This is a genomic window from Pantoea sp. X-Soil-ISGK-275 (assembly GCF_059730795.1).
Genome location: NZ_AP035977.1, coordinates 564,279 through 578,054 on the forward strand (window position 1 = coordinate 564,279; position 13,776 = coordinate 578,054).

The 13,776-nt window shown below is 47.9% G+C and carries 15 protein-coding genes; 2 read left to right on the forward strand and 13 right to left on the reverse strand.

Annotated elements, in window-relative coordinates; all coding sequences use genetic code 11:
* Nucleotides 1–2: 2 nt before the first annotated feature.
* Genes AC6I8A_RS22015 through AC6I8A_RS22030 form a run of 4 tightly spaced genes read right to left on the reverse strand, consistent with a single transcriptional unit; the run spans nt 3 to nt 3,087 of the window.
* On the reverse strand, nt 3–368 hold the full coding sequence (locus AC6I8A_RS22015) for a phage tail protein (protein WP_323271603.1): 366 nt from the start codon (nt 366–368) through the stop codon (nt 3–5).
* A gap of 3 nt (nt 369–371) precedes the next feature.
* Complete coding sequence (locus AC6I8A_RS22020; RefSeq protein WP_497819179.1) at nt 372–983, reverse strand: phage baseplate assembly protein V; 612 nt, start codon at nt 981–983, stop codon at nt 372–374.
* Entirely contained in the window at nt 980–2,095 is a 1,116-nt protein-coding gene (locus AC6I8A_RS22025; RefSeq protein ID WP_497819180.1) for a type IV secretion protein Rhs, read from the reverse strand. The genes AC6I8A_RS22020 and AC6I8A_RS22025 overlap by 4 nt, the downstream gene beginning before the upstream one ends.
* 2 nt (nt 2,096–2,097) lie before the next feature.
* Nucleotides 2,098–3,087 (reverse strand): hypothetical protein, encoded by a 990-nt coding sequence (locus AC6I8A_RS22030; protein ID WP_497819181.1) that lies wholly within the window; start codon nt 3,085–3,087, stop codon nt 2,098–2,100.
* Nucleotides 3,088–3,171: 84 nt separating this feature from the next.
* On the opposite strand from AC6I8A_RS22030, the gene AC6I8A_RS22035 reads away from it, so the two are divergent.
* A complete protein-coding gene (locus tag AC6I8A_RS22035) occupies nt 3,172–3,714 on the forward strand; it encodes an ATP-dependent Clp protease proteolytic subunit (RefSeq protein WP_497819182.1) in 543 nt (180 codons plus the stop codon).
* 160 nt (nt 3,715–3,874) lie between these two features.
* Here the strand turns inward: AC6I8A_RS22035 and AC6I8A_RS22040 are convergent, their stop codons facing one another.
* Nucleotides 3,875–4,090 carry a DUF2767 family protein gene (locus tag AC6I8A_RS22040; RefSeq protein WP_277976387.1) on the reverse strand — a complete coding sequence of 72 codons (216 nt, stop codon included), beginning with the start codon at nt 4,088–4,090 and terminating at the stop codon, nt 3,875–3,877.
* A gap of 727 nt (nt 4,091–4,817) precedes the next feature.
* Here AC6I8A_RS22040 and AC6I8A_RS22045 point away from each other — a divergent pair.
* Nucleotides 4,818–5,003 (forward strand): con-10 family general stress protein, encoded by a 186-nt coding sequence (locus tag AC6I8A_RS22045; protein ID WP_497819183.1) that lies wholly within the window; start codon nt 4,818–4,820, stop codon nt 5,001–5,003.
* Nucleotides 5,004–5,259: 256 nt separating this feature from the next.
* On the opposite strand, the gene AC6I8A_RS22050 is transcribed toward AC6I8A_RS22045, so the two are convergent.
* The 8 genes from AC6I8A_RS22050 to AC6I8A_RS22085 form a co-directional block, all read right to left on the reverse strand.
* A complete protein-coding gene (locus AC6I8A_RS22050; RefSeq protein WP_497819184.1) occupies nt 5,260–7,410 on the reverse strand; it encodes a phage tail tape measure protein in 2,151 nt (716 codons plus the stop codon).
* An 84-nt stretch (nt 7,411–7,494) separates the two neighbouring features.
* Nucleotides 7,495–9,717 (reverse strand): S8 family serine peptidase, encoded by a 2,223-nt coding sequence (locus tag AC6I8A_RS22055; protein ID WP_497819185.1) that lies wholly within the window; start codon nt 9,715–9,717, stop codon nt 7,495–7,497.
* Nucleotides 9,718–9,722: 5 nt separating this feature from the next.
* Nucleotides 9,723–10,829: an AAA family ATPase gene (locus tag AC6I8A_RS22060; protein ID WP_497819186.1), complete on the reverse strand. Its 1,107-nt coding sequence runs from the start codon at nt 10,827–10,829 to the stop codon at nt 9,723–9,725.
* A 228-nt stretch (nt 10,830–11,057) separates the two neighbouring features.
* Nucleotides 11,058–11,429, reverse strand: coding sequence for a hypothetical protein (locus tag AC6I8A_RS22065; RefSeq protein ID WP_497819187.1), 372 nt, complete (start codon nt 11,427–11,429; stop codon nt 11,058–11,060).
* 90 nt (nt 11,430–11,519) lie between these two features.
* Complete coding sequence (locus tag AC6I8A_RS22070; protein ID WP_497819188.1) at nt 11,520–12,179, reverse strand: thioredoxin domain-containing protein; 660 nt, start codon at nt 12,177–12,179, stop codon at nt 11,520–11,522.
* Between the two features lie 114 nt (nt 12,180–12,293).
* Nucleotides 12,294–12,782, reverse strand: a complete 489-nt coding sequence (locus AC6I8A_RS22075; RefSeq protein ID WP_497819189.1) for a phage virion morphogenesis protein — start codon at nt 12,780–12,782, stop codon at nt 12,294–12,296.
* 169 nt (nt 12,783–12,951) lie between these two features.
* Nucleotides 12,952–13,329: a hypothetical protein gene (locus tag AC6I8A_RS22080; protein WP_101761613.1), complete on the reverse strand. Its 378-nt coding sequence runs from the start codon at nt 13,327–13,329 to the stop codon at nt 12,952–12,954.
* A 9-nt stretch (nt 13,330–13,338) separates the two neighbouring features.
* The gene (locus tag AC6I8A_RS22085; RefSeq protein ID WP_497819190.1) at nt 13,339–13,770 is read right to left on the reverse strand and encodes a hypothetical protein; all 432 of its coding nucleotides are present in this window, start codon (nt 13,768–13,770) and stop codon (nt 13,339–13,341) included.
* Nucleotides 13,771–13,776: the final 6 nt, after the last annotated feature.

Genomic DNA, 13,776 nt, shown 5'->3' on the forward strand with positions numbered 1-13,776 from the left:
GCTTACCTCGTTATGTCAAAACTGAGTGTTTCAGGAGTACCAGTCAGCGCATCCGTGTATGACACGGAGACACTGACGCCACTTTCTATCAGGGACAAACGGACATGCGGTGGCGGACTGGAAGACACAGATTCTTCAAGCAACATCTGCCCGGCGATTAGCGCCCTCCACTCCCCGGGATGAATATTCTCGCCTACTTTTTTTCCCAACCCGGCGCCATACCCAGGATGAAACAGATAGTCACCTGGATTGGTGAGGAGACGACGCAAAATGCGCTGTCTTCCACGTTCCTGCTGATCGACAGGACGTAGGTCGCCGGCGGGAGAGATATCGAGGTCACCACCCGTAATGTGGTAAAGATCAAACATGGATTACCGCGACTTAAAGGATGTTAATTGTTGTTTAGGAGGCTGAGTGTATTGTCCCTGGCCACATTCAAGGTGAGTGTGGCCGCCGTAGAAAGTGCGAATCCGGTTTACCGTGCCGTATTGGCCGTTCCTGTCGCGGATGTCTTTCACCACGGTCAGATTTTCGTCTATCCGGACATTTCCTCTCCTAAAATGATGTGCAGGTGCGTCATAAGTGAGTTTGACTTTAGCACTAAGCAGTACTTCGCCATTGTTCAGGAATTTGAGCAGCGATCCGCTTTGATGCACTAACCAGAACTCGCCGGAGGGCGGTCCTGGACAGCGATCTTGATCGTTGTAGAATTGCCCCGTCGCCATACCTGCGCCAGGAAGTCCGGAATCAAACTCGACTTCCACCACTGCGCCGATCATGGGTCCTGCTGCCATGCCCCAGTCCTTGCCGACCCAGGGTGAACTTAACGGGATCCAGCCCGTTTCTTCACCCGATGGCTGCAACTGTACTTTCACCACATAAGCATCCGGATCGTATGCGGTAATGATGCCTTGTCGGGTACCGATTTCGCCCATTGTTGCCTGTCTTGCCGACGCCGCCATGACATTAAGTAGTGCTCTCATTGCCGTACTTCCAGCGCCGGAGTGTGGTTCTTTCCTGAGATATGCATGGTGTAACCTGTTTCCCAGTTGAGCGTGCGTCGCACACGATCGCACCAGTAAAACTGGTCGAACGGACTTTGCGTCCCTTTAATATGAACCAGTGTTCGTGGCGTGAGAATGTTGTCGCCCGCTGTTGACCCGTTGAAAGTCATCTCGTGCTGAACGACCTGAAGATAGATGGATTGCGCCAGTGCATGAGCCGCCTCTGGGGTTAATCCGTTACGAATGACCCGATAAACCTGCGTTTCAGCCTTGGATTCTCCAGGCGTCATTTTTCTGGTCGGCTTCGGATAGGAAGCCGTAAACTGCTTAATCTTGCGCTTCGCATTCCAGCTAAGGACTTCAACCGTCACGCCTTTGGCAACCGTCAGCGAGCGTGAAAACGACAGGTCGTCAGAGATGTTGCTCTGTGGATATGCCTGCACGCCGGGTGGCTGCCATTGAATAACATAGCTGTCAGCATCAGCCGGATCGTGCTTCGGTTCAAAATGCAGGCTGTCGTCATCCAGGTAAACCGAGAAATTCTCAATTGCCGCAAGCGTTGTGATGAGGTCCCACTCGGTCTGCTCTCCCGTAAGGTGAGCCGTATCAATCTGATAATATTCACCTACTCGCTGCCTCGTAGCGGTAACCACTGGCCTAAGACCGTGACGTAGTGCAAGCGTGGAGGCTATTTGAGAGCTGGTCTGATTTTTGAAGCTTTCTCCTGTAGTCTTCGCATCAATAAGCTTCGCGGCAAAGTCACGTCCTTCAGCCGATATCACAAAGCGCGCGGGTTCGAAGTGCCAGGTATCAATGTTGCCGGTGATGTGCTTCTTCTCATCAATGCCTGCTCGTGTGCTTACCGAGATGAACAGTTCAACCCGAATAGTCGTCTGCACTGCCCACCAGTTCAGCATCTGCATGGCGGCTGGTAGAGCTGTGATGGCCAGCGTCAAGTCAAACGTCCCGGCGCCGCGAAAGGCATGAGCCTCGACACTAAACGATATGAAAGGCACGTCCGTTCCATTTAAAAGACAACGCCCGCTGACATAGCGGCCATTGGATTCAACAGGAGTATTGTTCAGGTTCATTGTTAACTCATCGGGCTGGTGGGTATTCTGATTGTATTGACCCCGCTTAACTGTGGATCGGCCAGGTCATTAGCATCGGCTAGGCTGGTCCACAGTGATGCATCGCCGTACTGCTCTGAAGCCACCCGATAGAGATCTCCTCCTGCAAGGGTGATAGCTTTAACTCCCTGTGCAGTCTGGCCTGTTCTGACGTTTTTGTTCATTCTTCCCAGCACATCCTGTAACTGATAGAACGCTGGAATGCGGGTGCTGCAGTCTAATTGCATAAGGAGATTATTTACGGCTTTTGATATGGGATTTCCGGGAACCATGCCACCAAGTGAAGTGATATCTTCGGCAGCGGCTTCCAGTAAGGCCAATTCATGCTGAATAATATTACGAGCGGCAATGAGGGGTCTGATTACCGACTGAATCTGCGCCACCGTGGCGTGGGCAAAGTCAGTAATTTGTTGTACCGCCTGATGCACTTCTTTCACAGTCTTTGTCACTGCGTCGATATTAATTATCTTTGCCAGACCCAGTGCACGTCCAAGGTCACTGTTAATCAGTCCTTGCAACGCTCCAGTAAGCCCATCAACTTTTGTCGGCGCACCGTCATTGCTGACAACGGCCACTTCAATTGAATAAGGTCGGCGCCAGATAAACTCATACACTGACGTGAAGCGGGTAATAATTACCGTAAAACGGTAATCGTCAAGCGTGAGCACTGTCGGACGCCCTTCATCCCGCATCCGTTCAAGGGCACTAACGCGCTCGCTGGCCTGCAAGCCGGTGATGACGCCAGACCAGGTCAACGGCTCGTATTCGGTACCCAGCACATCAATGATGCGCCTCCCACCGATTAGTTGGTGCAGGACTGTCTTCTGCCGACCGGGAATAACCACACGTTCCGGCACTTCGAATTCCATAAATTCGAATTCGCCTAACATCAGACGTGTGGCGGTCGGATCTCCACCACCGGTGAAAGATAAATTTTTATATTGAATGTTCATACGATGATGACTGGACATTTCCAGTAAATGGCCCTAAAAATCGTTGTTCAGGGATTTACGCCTAATGAAGGCTGAGGGGATTACATGCGTCACACTGTCCATTTTTTGTGTCCGGTTAACATGTCCACGGTGTCAGGCCTTCAGGACGCATGTCTGAAAGCTTTGGGGAATGGTGCAACGCAAATTAACCTGCATATCTCCAGTCCGGGCGGTGAGCTGTTGGCCGGTTTTACGGCTTATCACTTTTTAAAATCCCTGCCTGTGCCGCTCCATACCCACAATCTCAGTAACGTAGAGTCCATTGCAACGGTGATTTATCTGGCTGGTAGCGACCGCCGGGTCAACCCAGGCTCGCGATTCTTGATCCACCCTCTTCAGTGGGGCTTCACTAATCATGCTGCGGATCACGCCCGAATAGCAGAGTGGGTGAGAAGTCTCGATAATGATATGAATCGTTTCATTGATATCCTGACTGCAGAGACGAAAAATTCTGGTACGGACTGGTATGCGAAAATTGAAAGCGCTTCATTTATTGATGCTGAGAGCGCCGTAAATTATGGCCTTGCTGATTCTGAGTCCCGGGCGACGCTTGAAGGTTCGATAACTAACTGGTGGGTTAACTGCTGAAAATTATTGAGAATGCAATACTGTGCACGATGCATGAAGGTTCAGTGAGTCAGGCCCCCAATGTACTTAACACAAATGTCCACAGAGAACATTGTGAGGTGATTAATGTAGTGCGTACGCATTCTACTGTTCCTGAATCAATGTCTGAATAAGTTTGTGATCATAAGTTGCCCTCCAGAGATTCAATTGCCATCCGCATAGCCTGATGCTCCTCTCCGGTAAGAATTTTGTAACGTGCTGCAAGCTTTTTAATCTCTTCAACTAACAACAAACGGGTGGTCTCTTCTCCCCGGGCAGCTTTTTGTATAGCTACCTGCCCTATAATCTGACACGCATCATCAAAATTCTGTTCGAGTTGTTTACTTAATTTAGACACAATTGGCTCTTAATTTCTGGTTGTTAGTCTTAACTAAGAGTGGATGAATATGATATTAATTCCAATAAGAAAAAAGGAAATGTTGTGGAGTTTCAGTGCGCTGCCCTTTCGAATCCCATGTAGAAGGATTCACACCTCGTCTCGTGGTTCATCCACTCTGAGATGATCACGGCCCCAGGTCTGATAAAAGATAAAAATTTGCCGCTTTACATGTACTTCTCTCAACATAATCTACAATCATAATTGTCCTTATCACCCCCTGTGATGAGACCCGCTCTTGTTGGAAATTTGGCACAGGATTGTGCCCAGCCCGGTTGCCACCACTACCGGGCTTTTATTTTTATCACCCCTTATCATCCCTCATTGTCTTTAATCTGATGCTTTACTTCTCACAAGATTATTAGCAATTGACGGCTATCAGTTAACTGAAGTTTTAATTCACTTAACTGCCGCTTTAGCTTGTCGGCCGCATGAGTCGTCGATCGCTACAATTGATGCATAAAAATGATTAGGAATAGTATGGCTGGGCATAATGATGACGATGGATTTAAAAATGCATACAAAACTCAGCCTGACCCCGCCCCTTAAGTCAAATTTTGGTTGCTTATTTGATCTGCATCATTCTATTCCCCTGCATGGGGGTGGAAAAAAACACACAAGCTGCCTAATGTTTTTTTTATGAGTGGCCTAAAACTAACCTTTATCCAAGATTAATTGAGGACTGACTATGGCAGAAGTAAAACTCAGAGGCGTTGCAGGTAATTTTGCTAACGATCCCAATAGAGCGAGTGAGGCCGGTAAGCGAGGAGGACGTGTCAGCGGTGGTAACTTTAGAAACAACCCGGAACGAGCAATCGAAGCTGGACGTAAAGGAGGACGTATAAGCCGTCGCCCTCCAAACCCATCTACATGACGCATTAATAAGATATGTGCCATGGATTGGTATAAATACCTGTCCTACTCCCTATTATTAGGGCCTTTTAGTTCTACAGTCATATACAATCAAGGAATTAGAGATCTTCTTTATTGTTGATAATTTCATCACCAATTTTGGCAATGAACTTCTTTTATTACCTTTTAATGTTGAATACGATTCGGCATTAAATAAGTATCATACGGCCATTCTCCTTATGTTCCGTACGGTGCCAGGATAGTTTAATTAACTACAGTCAAGGCATAAATACATTACTGACCTGCCCTGGATGGGTCAATAGCATAGATGGGTCGAAGCGACTGATCCCTGTGGGTGCACGGGTCGCCTCACGCACCTGATGTTGTGTTACGGCTTCGCCCACTGCCTTTTTATCCAGATACACCCTGCTGTGAACCTGTACCATCTGCTGAAATCTGTGTGGCATTGGCGGTATGTCATCACCGCGATACTGGCTCTGCATACCTTTAGCATAATCTACCCCAACCTTATTTCTTCCCTGCGTTGCCATTGCGATCGCCATTGCTGAATGAGTTCCGGAGACGCGTGCACTACGGGTTATGGCCTCAATATCACCGAACAGTGTGGAAGCGCTCTTTTTCAGCTGGCGTTGAGCCGTTGTCGGAATGTTGACGCCAGGCAGGTTGTTGAGCAGGCCTATGATGTAGTCAAACAACCGGTTAAAGCCTGACTGCATACTTTCTCCGAACTTATCCGCCCTGCTCTCAATGCCTTCCCACCAGCTGATGAAGTGCTGCCCCATCCCCTTTATCGCAGCCCAGGTTGTGCTGGCCACCTCACTGAACTCTCTCCACATCCCCTTCAGCGCGGGACGGACGCGTGCCCAGTTGCTGTAAATCAGTACGCTGGCACCTGCAGCTGCTGCGATGGCCAGCGTCACCGGACCACCCAGTATGGCGGCAACAGAAGTTATAACGCCGAGACTGCCCACCAGCCTTGCTCCGGCAATGGTGGCACTTAACAACAAAATGCCACCGGACAGCAGTGTCAGACCCGCGAGCGCCGTTGCAGAGTAAGCCGCAATCCGGGTGGCCCATGGATTGTCTTCGGCGAACTGGCTGAGCTTGTCGATAAATCGTGTAAGTCCCAACGTCAGGCTGGTTACCGTGGGCAGCAGCTGGATGCCCAGGATGGCTTTAAGGTTGGTCCAGGCTGCCGTGAGCCCAACAGCGGCACCGTCAGGTGAATTCAGATAAGTGTCGTAAGCAGCGCTGTAACTCTGCGCACGGTGGAATACCGTGGCGTCTTTGCTCAGCTTAGCGGCATTCTTAATGTGCTGGCCATAAAACTGTCCGGCGTTACGGTTCAGGTATTCACCGAGCATGTTTTCGACTTCATCATCGGTAAGCCCGCTGCCGTAACGCTGTCGGATTTTATCCGCCATCACGGCAGCAAGTTTATCGGGGCGGGAAAACAACCTCGCATACTCCGGCTTCAGACCGCCACTGGTAACGGACTCACTGCCAAGACTCTGCCGGTATAAATCCCTCTCTTCAGCCGACATGTTGCGCATAGCTTCGCGCATCATCTTCAGTCGTACAGGACTGACACCCTCTTCCAGCATGCCTATTTCAGCGAGCAAACCCTTTGCCTTCCGGTCCATGTGCCCACCAATCAGCGAACTGAATGCTGTCATAAGCGCTGTACCGGATTTATTTCCCCCTTTGTCCATGCTCATCAGGCCTGCAAACTGACCATACAGATATTGCGGATCGAGCATCATATAAGCGGCTTTGCCCGTCTGCGAGGCGGCAAGAAAGTCTTTCGGGCTGACACGCCCGCGTGATGCAAGCTGTACCTGAGACATCATTGACAGCTCATTCAGGAATCGGGCGGGATCATTAATCACCGCACCGCCACGGTGCTCTAAAGCCTTCGCTGCGGCATTGACCAGTCCGTCAGTCGCGCCTTTACCAAGTGCCATACGTACTGTCGCTTCATAGCGGGCAAATTCTGGCGCGGTCTCAACGGCATGGTGCAGGTCACCAAAGGCTGTATGCAGGTCCTGAATCAGGCGAATATTACCTGCAATCGTGGTACCCAGCGTCTGGTGTGCCAGCAACTGCGCCTGCCCCGTTACAGCGGCATTATCCTGAGCGGAAAGATTAAGCGTGCAGAAATCAGTCTGAGCACGCACCAGGTCTCGTGCAGCCTTAAGGGTTGCGTCCAGTCCCTTTGTAATACCCAGGCCAACAGCTGTCAGACCTCCACCGGCGATCGTCATCCTCCCGATCTGATTCATCTGTGCATGAAACAATGCGGCCTGCTGGTGGGTATCAGCAAACCTCCGGGAGACAGCCAGTAAACCAGCGGAGATGTTTTCAGTCAGACTGAGCCTGACGGCAACCTTATAGGCTTCGATATCCAAAGAGTCCACCAAAAAAAAGCCCCCGTGTAAACGAGGGCTTAACAAATCTAAGAATTAAATAATGTAACTAGTAAATCAAGTTTATTAAACATCATGATCAATTTCGATATCTTGTTCAAGAATGCCGATTTCAGCTGCAGCGCCGAGTTGTAACTTCATCGAGTTATAAATTGCATCACTCTTCTCTGGACTTTTGAATGTCAACACGATAGCGATGTCTTGCTCGTCTAACTCATGATGCGTTGAAAGCCCATACTGATACAGGTCACGTGTGTAGACCCTCGCATGTAAACGAAGAAAGCCATTATCAACACTCACACCGCTAAAAACCTTAGCGTGATGTCTTATAGGGCTCCACTTAGATAACTCTTTCCGCGACTCTATTTCTTTTTCTGTAGATTCCTTCATAGTCCCTAATATGTTCTTCGCTGTTCCTCTGCTGCCAACGGATTGCAAAGCACATTGAAGTCTAGTTGAAAAGTAATTATCACCACCTAGCTCAGAAACTATCGGTTTTAAAATGGCCGTTAAGACAATTTCACCTTTAATCTGTCCATTAACAAGCATTTCAGGCGGTATTGGGATGTTGTTCCAATAATAGGAAAATCCAGCTTTAATTCTAGAATTCCATGCTAGGGTTACAGTTCCATCTTCGCACAACCATGGCAGATTTTTACCCCTAGCCCATGGAGATCCCCAACCTAAACGTGCATCATGCGCCTGACACTCCCCTTTATTGATCAAGAGAGCTTTTACCAAGTCAGGTGTTGGATCTTTTAAACTACTAAAAGTATGAGCCGCCACCGTTGAAATTAATGGAGTGCTAAAACTTGTGCCTGTTTCAACATTTCCACCGATCATTCGTAGGGTTGAGAACCATGATAACTCGGGTTTTTTCATTCCCCCAGGAGCTGGGCCTCTCAGACTAAAAGGGCAAGGCAGAGCCGGTGCTCCTTCTTTATCAGCAACTCTTCCTGATACAGTTAAAGCAGATTCACAGTCAGCTGGAGCACAAAGACGAGCATTGTTACTTCGGCTTACATTCCCGATAGAGATAACAGGAAGAATATTAAACTCTCTTGCAATCTTATTAATTTCATGACCAAGAAAGCTTATTTCAATGTCACTACTTGATGGAATTCTCTCATTAAATGACAAATTCCATACAGAAGATATACCTTTAGTTTTCAAGGCTACATCTCTAAGATAACCTATGAATTGATCAGGTGTAGGTTGGATCTTGACTCCTACTTTATTAATAGCTTGGACACTTACAAAATTGCATTCTAGGTCTGGGAGAGCCAAGTTATTATTCCAAGCAGCCCCCTGACACACTACAGATGTTACTTGATTCCCATGTTTCAAATCAGCGTCGACATTATCAACCAAAGGACTTATGCTAAGTATATTTAAAGGAAGATACGAAGTTGCGGAGCAACCTCCATCAACAATTACAACTGTAGGCATGTTTTGGGCATTTCTAATTGAAGGGGTTGGCTCTTTACCTTCGCCAGGTGGCATTGCTTTAACGGAAATTGGCAATACCGGCTCAATTCTATATACAATCCCTGATGCTAGAACACGTTGAAACTTTTGATAATCATCTATAGAGGCTGTAAATGAGAGAGAGCCGTCAACAAGGTATTTTTTTACTTTACTATTAATGGTTAAACTTACAGATGATGTACTCAATACATTATTAAACTTATCATCACCAAACCCTAAGCAATCACTTGTAACTAGGTCTTCAATGATATTTGTCACTGCAACTCTAGCGTTAGGATCATGAAATGGTAATAACCATATATTAAATTGATGTCCTGATTCGGCACCCGCCTCGTAAACTTCGTCCATATTTTTATCACGAAGCACTTCATTTTTTTTGAAACTCGATATGCTACTTAATCGAGAAATGTCCACTTTGACAATTTCTGATTTTGGTTTTTCAATCTTAGTAATCAAATCTTGGATATTTGACTTTTTGACCTCGACTAAAAATCCGTTATAAGCAGGCGCTACGATTCTTACGACACTGCTGGTCTCAAACAGATCATTAGGAGTCCAAGAAGGAGCAAAGGAATCAGGAAACATTTTTATCAGCAAGTGTAATCGACCTGCGACTTCTGTCGACTCTTCATCCTTTTGTATCGATCTCAGGTCATCAGACAACTTAACTTGTTGATGCCCTAAGCGAGATGAGACAATACCTTTCGCACTTTTTCCACCACCATTTACAGAGTTTGGTGTGGGGTCAGTAAGTAACGATAAGATAGGATTCAATATTGGTGAATTGTTTCCATCAGCCATAAATCTTACTCCTTAAGATAATTAGATATCGTCTGTCTACTTAAGCCAAGAAAAAGGCCTATTTCGGCTTGAGTAAACATTTTCGAATTATTCAACAACCTGATAATCCTTTTTTTTGTATCAATATTCAAGCCATCATAGCTCGGTGCGACTGAATCTTCCTCACATGCATCCATAGTTGACTTGATAACTGAAACAATATTGAGGGGAATATCATGAAGGATCGAATGCCTTCTATTAGCGACTGCAATCGTCTCAATATCTGCTCCGGTTAGACCTTCAGAGATGACTGCGAGAGCTTTAAGATGCTTACCTTCACCCTTGTCTTGATACAAAAAATGATTCCATAACGTTTCTCTTACATCCAAAGATGGGAATGAAAATTTGATTTTATATGGAAATCTTCGCCAAATAGCGGGATCAAGTAATCCGGCATGATTTGTGGCAGCAATAACGATAGCATCATCGTCTAATGAGTCCAATCCTTGAATTAATGTGTTAACAACTCGCTTGAGCTCCCCCACTTCATGGCGATCATCTCGAAGTTTTGCGACAGCGTCTACTTCATCTAAAAAGATGATCCCATTTTTAGATGGCACAAAATCAAATACTTGCCTCAGATTTTTCGCGGTGTCTCCCAAAAGAGATGAAATCACCGAATCAAGCCTAACTACATAAAGCGGCCTGTTCAAACGAGCTGCAACGTGACCTGCAATTAAGGTTTTCCCTGTTCCCGGGGGACCTGAGAGCAAAAGTCCTAAACGACCGCTGAGCCCATTTTCGATTAGTTTTTCTTGATGTGTTACACATTCGACAAACTCATTAAATATGCGAACTTCACCTTCATCAAGAAATAACGGAGTTACTGGCCATTGATGCTCCTCGATAAGTGGCATGCGCGATTTAGAATCCATCGGCAAGCTGTCACTATACCCGGAACTACGTAGCGGCACTCCTTTACGACGTAAGATGGACTTTATGTTTTTAGCGGTGTCCATGTCATCGGTACTGATTGATTTTGCTATTCTATTACTAACATTTCTTACTTCTGTATAGTTTGCATCAAGTGATGCCTCTATAAGAGCAATTATGTCCCCAACTACGATATTCATTAACAACCCCTAATGCATATGCCAAGACATTGAGAAATAATGTCTAGCTAAAAACAACAAATGTTAGGCATATGATGGCAGATGTTAACCCAACATGAAACGCTCAGCCTAAGTAAATTTATCGCAAAATAACTTAATGCTAAGCCTTAGCCAGTACTTTCATACTTGCACCTTGAGAAATACTCATATTTCAGATGGGTAGCGATTACAGCTAAGCCAATTACCCCCCTAACTTTTGCATTTCTTCTCGGCAACTTTCTTCAGGAACATCCATTGAATGCTGTAGGCCACACCGCCGGGCGCCAGAACCCACGAAGACGAAGAGTGTCCATCTGTGCCCATCACCACGAACGTAACTCCGACCAGGTTAAGCAGTTCTACGACCTTTCTGTCCCAGGTTTCTGCGATACCGGTATCACCTGGCACCACATCCACCTCGACGCGTGTGCCTGGCGGGCATGTTACCCGTGTGCATGTTCCATGGATTTTAGCCATGGTGTTGTCCCAGCTGTCTCCGTAGTAGGTTTCACTGTCATTCGCATCCATGCCAGCGCCAACCATCGTCAGCGCCAGTAAAGATAATACTGATAATGAGTTCATACTCTTTCGCCCCGAAAAATGCCGAGACTATAAGCTGACACTGACAGCATTAAGTTTTCCGCAAAAATGCTTTCCGTTCGTTTTCACACATTACGTTTCCGTCTGTGCGCGCTTCACCGCCTCTTCAAGTTCACTGAAAGGCACATCGCCCGTCAAAACTGTGTCGCCAATGAGGGTCGCGGGCGTGTGGGTGATATTAAGTTTTTTCATCAATGCTTTGTTCAGCGCCAGTGTATGCGTGACATCCGGGCTGAGTTGATAAATGGTTGAGCCTGCAGAGCGGACTGCATTCCGGATACTGTAATCATCCAGTAAGCCCTGATAACGCATCAGATAGCGATGAAAGGCCTCAAATTTTGAGGGCTGTTGTTCCCATAAGGTGAGAGCCATACGCGAAGGGTTAAGTGGCTGAAACATGGATGGACTGAATTTGTAAGTCACAGCCAGCTGAGGATGCTGCGCCAGCAACCGATGCAGTTTTTCATCCAGGCATTTACAGGCTTTGCAACTGTAATCGGTAAAACATACCAGCGTCAGCGCCGGTTGCAGCGCCCCGACTCGCGGTGAATGCGTATCATCAAGCAGGTTGCTGCGAATTAATGCCTCCGTCTCCGGAACCCTTTCGGGCGTATATGCCACTAGCTCCGGAGCAGGCACGCGATGGATGTGACCTGGTGCGATGGAAACAATCTGCGCTGGTGCAGGTAAAGCAGGCAGTAACATCATTGGGACAATCAGGGCTTTCAGCATAATTACTCCCGAAACAGTTCATCGGCCGGCCCCGTGAGAAGGTCAACTATTGGCCGTAATGACATTGAGGCGCTAATTTGACTTAAGTTTGGCGATGAAGTTTCGTGGCGGGATTTATATCTGGCGGTCATATCCCAGAACACTGTGGATGGCTGTGCCTTCAGTGATACCCGTAACTGCAGCACGCCCCAGTATCCGGCGGATGGTGCGCTCATTGTGGATGACTGCCGGGCCAAGCACCGGACGAGGAGGCATATTGACGGTACCGAATTCAAACCAGGGAGCTCTTTTATCTTTTGAACCCACCACCGCCTCGAAACCACTGATCTCATGCTCCCACGTATCGCGGAACTCACCGGTACGCAGAAGCGGGGCTTCCAGTGGAAAGCCTTTTATCGCCTTGTCCGCTTCGGTACTCTCAGCCAGCGGAGCCCAGTCCTGAAAAGGACCGACCGCCGGCTGATAAAAACAGATTTCATCTTTCGCGGTCTGTGCGATAGATTCTGCGACGTCTTCGAGTCCGTCAGCCAGTCGCTTGTGCAGCGCGACTTCCAGCGCCGCAAATTGCAGTGCCGCACCGAGGAATCCTTCTAACTCTTTCACGTCTGTTTCTCCCAGGCCCATGTCTGCCAGTTGAACTGTGCCCCTTCCAGCTCCGAAAAGACGATCGCCATCGCGTGCCGTTCGTGCATCACCATCTCTGTCACATCAAATACCATTGAGAATGGAACCCCGTTCTTCAGCAGCCAGCAACGACTGCGAAAATCAGGGTTCAGGGCGAGTTTTTTGTGGCGGCCCTGGGAATGTCATCACCTTGATTGCAGTCTCCGGTCGGGAAAAATTGGGTGGCCAGCGCGTCCATGCCCTCGCGCCCCAGAATGCTGATCATGGCATCTACCTGAGCCTGCGTCTGAGGAATGGCGTACTCATCCCCATCAATATCTGAGACCCGCGCTGCAGGAATGGCATACACATTCACATAAACCGGGTTCATTGCGGCCTGCGCGCCAATTGCCAGAATCAGACGTGATTCCTGTAACGGGTCAAGCTCGCGATAGCGGATAACGCGACCGCGAGTGTCAGTTACCTGATTTGATACAGCAACCGAGGGTTCATCAGATCTCGGTTTTTCATGGACTGTGACTTTCACTCAGTAACCTCAGTTAACTTTTTTACGACGGCTGGCAGTGAACGTCAGCGTCTGGTTGACGGTTTTCTCACCCTGCTTGTTGCCGGCATCGGTGAGGTGAAATGACACCCCTTCATAGCGATACACGCTCACTAAGCCATTCGCTTCAGTAATGGTTTCGGTAATGGTGCCGCGCGGCTGATCAATACCGTTGTAGTAGTTGTCTTCCCACTTCGCCCAGAAGTCATCCAGCGTGGCATCCATACGTTCAGCCGTAATGGTCCCATGCCAGCCAACCGGGATTTGTAATTCATCAGTAATGCCGTTTAGCGGGGTAATCTTCTGTGTCGAAACCTGCGGCTTGGAGTCAAAGCTCATTATTTTGGGAATGCGCAGCTTGCCCGTGTGCGTATTGATATCAACAGCGATATCGCGGCCCACGGTATAGCCAAGGGTTGGCATGGTTTA

Bases quoted from the DNA above. Each gene is read 5' to 3' on its own strand.
- AC6I8A_RS22070 (WP_497819188.1), bottom strand. From the start codon at position 12,179: ATGCTGAAAGCCCTGATTGTCCCAATGATGTTACTGCCTGCTTTACCT.
- AC6I8A_RS22055 (WP_497819185.1), bottom strand. From the start codon at position 9,717: ATGGCTGATGGAAACAATTCACCAATATTGAATCCTATCTTATCGTTA.
- AC6I8A_RS22025 (WP_497819180.1), bottom strand. From the start codon at position 2,095: ATGAACCTGAACAATACTCCTGTTGAATCCAATGGCCGCTATGTCAGC.
- AC6I8A_RS22015 (WP_323271603.1), bottom strand. From the start codon at position 368: ATGTTTGATCTTTACCACATTACGGGTGGTGACCTCGATATCTCTCCC.
- AC6I8A_RS22060 (WP_497819186.1), bottom strand. From the start codon at position 10,829: ATGAATATCGTAGTTGGGGACATAATTGCTCTTATAGAGGCATCACTT.
- AC6I8A_RS22020 (WP_497819179.1), bottom strand. From the start codon at position 983: ATGAGAGCACTACTTAATGTCATGGCGGCGTCGGCAAGACAGGCAACA.
- AC6I8A_RS22035 (WP_497819182.1), top strand. From the start codon at position 3,172: ATGCGTCACACTGTCCATTTTTTGTGTCCGGTTAACATGTCCACGGTG.
- AC6I8A_RS22030 (WP_497819181.1), bottom strand. From the start codon at position 3,087: ATGAACATTCAATATAAAAATTTATCTTTCACCGGTGGTGGAGATCCG.
- AC6I8A_RS22065 (WP_497819187.1), bottom strand. From the start codon at position 11,429: ATGAACTCATTATCAGTATTATCTTTACTGGCGCTGACGATGGTTGGC.
- AC6I8A_RS22045 (WP_497819183.1), top strand. From the start codon at position 4,818: ATGGCAGAAGTAAAACTCAGAGGCGTTGCAGGTAATTTTGCTAACGAT.
- AC6I8A_RS22085 (WP_497819190.1), bottom strand. From the start codon at position 13,770: ATGCCAACCCTTGGCTATACCGTGGGCCGCGATATCGCTGTTGATATC.